The sequence below is a fragment of the Amycolatopsis sp. NPDC051716 genome, assembly GCF_040681595.1.
Lineage (GTDB): Bacteria > Actinomycetota > Actinomycetes > Mycobacteriales > Pseudonocardiaceae > Amycolatopsis.
The window spans coordinates 1-1480 of the sequence record NZ_JBFAZA010000101.1 but is presented as its reverse complement, the minus strand read 5'-3'; the positions used below and the strand labels follow the sequence as shown (position 1 = coordinate 1480).

Below are 1480 nucleotides of genomic sequence, written 5' to 3'. Positions count from 1 at the left end.
CAATGCCGGAAAGTTAAGGCTCAGGGGCGTGTGTCAACTCGGTGATGATCGTGATGGTGATGGTTGCTGGGTAGTTGGTGCGGTCGGTCTGGCCTTTGGCTCGATGTTTGGAGATGGCGCGTTTGACCACTCGCGGGCAGACGCGGGTGCGGCGGCGGGGAAGCAGACCGGCTTGGACTGCTTTCCCGATCGCGCCGATGAGGTCTATAGCCGTGTCCGCGATGACGCCCGCAGCCTGGATCAGCTGGTCACGTGCTGTGTTGAGCGCGATGCTGAACCCGGCCCGGTCGGGTGCGGCCTCGTGTCCGAGCAGCGCATCGGCCATCGCCAGCCGTAGTGCTTGATAGCCCGAGAGCAGGGCGTAGATCTCCTGCTCGATCCCCGCCGGGGTCTGTGCGCGCAGGACCCGGCCGCCCAGCAGGGTGGATTTCATTTCCAGGAACGCGGTCTCGATCTCCCAGCGCTGGTGGTAGAGGGCGACGACCTCGTTGGCGGGGTAGCGGTGATGGTCGGTGAGTGTGGTGAGCAGCCGGTAGCGGCCGGTGTGCTGCTTGCGGCCGCCGAGAGTGGCGGTGACCTCGGCGTCGATCACCCGGACGTCGGTGCCGCCGAGCCGGGAGAGCCAGGATCCGTCGGGCAGGCGGGTGATCGCGGGCAGGACCCGGTTGTTCTTGGCGCGGATGAGCAGGTCCGCTCCGGTGGAGGCGATGCGGGTGATCAGGTCGGCGGCGGCGAAGTTGCGGTCGGCCAGCAACAGCATTCCCGGACGCAGGCAGCCGGACAGGCGTGGTGCCATGCTGGTCTCGCCGATCCGCCATGATCCGAACGCGATGTCAATGACGGTGCGAGTGCCACAGGCCACCACGGTCATCAGCCGCAGCATGGGATATCCCGAGGGGCCGTTTCCGCCGCCCTGGTAGGGGAACTGGGTCAGGTTGGCGGGGCTGTCGGGGACGAACAGGGTGGTGCTGTCGATGGCGCAGACCAGCAGCGTCCGCCAGCGGATCGTGCCGGGGGCGGGGCCGGCGAGCAGCCGGAACACCGCGGCCAGCGGAGCGGCTCCGATCCGGCGGCGGGCCTGGGCCAGTGCCGAGGAACTCGGGGTCGCGACCGGGATGCCGTCCAGTCCGGCGACCAGCCGTGCCCACACCTGGCAGTAGCCCAGCTCGGCGAACAAGCCGGCCGCGATGAGCAGATAGACGACCACACGGGAGGGCAAGTCTCGCAGCCGCTGCTGGGTTGTTCGGGTCGAGGCGAGCGCGTCGTCGACCAACTCGAACGGGATGAGGCGGGTTAGTTCGCCGAGGTGGCCGGGCGCGAAACGGCCCTGGGCCACACGGATACAACGGGTAATGACAGACTCGTGTTTCAACGGGGTTCCTGCTGTTCATCGATCTTGGTCGACGCTGTTCTAGCAGGGACCCCGTTACCCATCTCACCGGGTTGACAGCTCCGCCCACTCCCTAACTTCCCGGCATTG

Annotated in this window: 1 protein-coding gene; it reads right to left on the bottom strand. The window is 67.4% G+C overall.

Annotated elements, in window-relative coordinates:
• Positions 1-13: 13 nt before the first annotated feature.
• Entirely contained in the window at positions 14-1372 is a 1359-nt protein-coding gene (locus AB0M30_RS47660) for an IS4 family transposase (protein WP_364599322.1), read from the bottom strand.
• Positions 1373-1480: the final 108 nt, after the last annotated feature.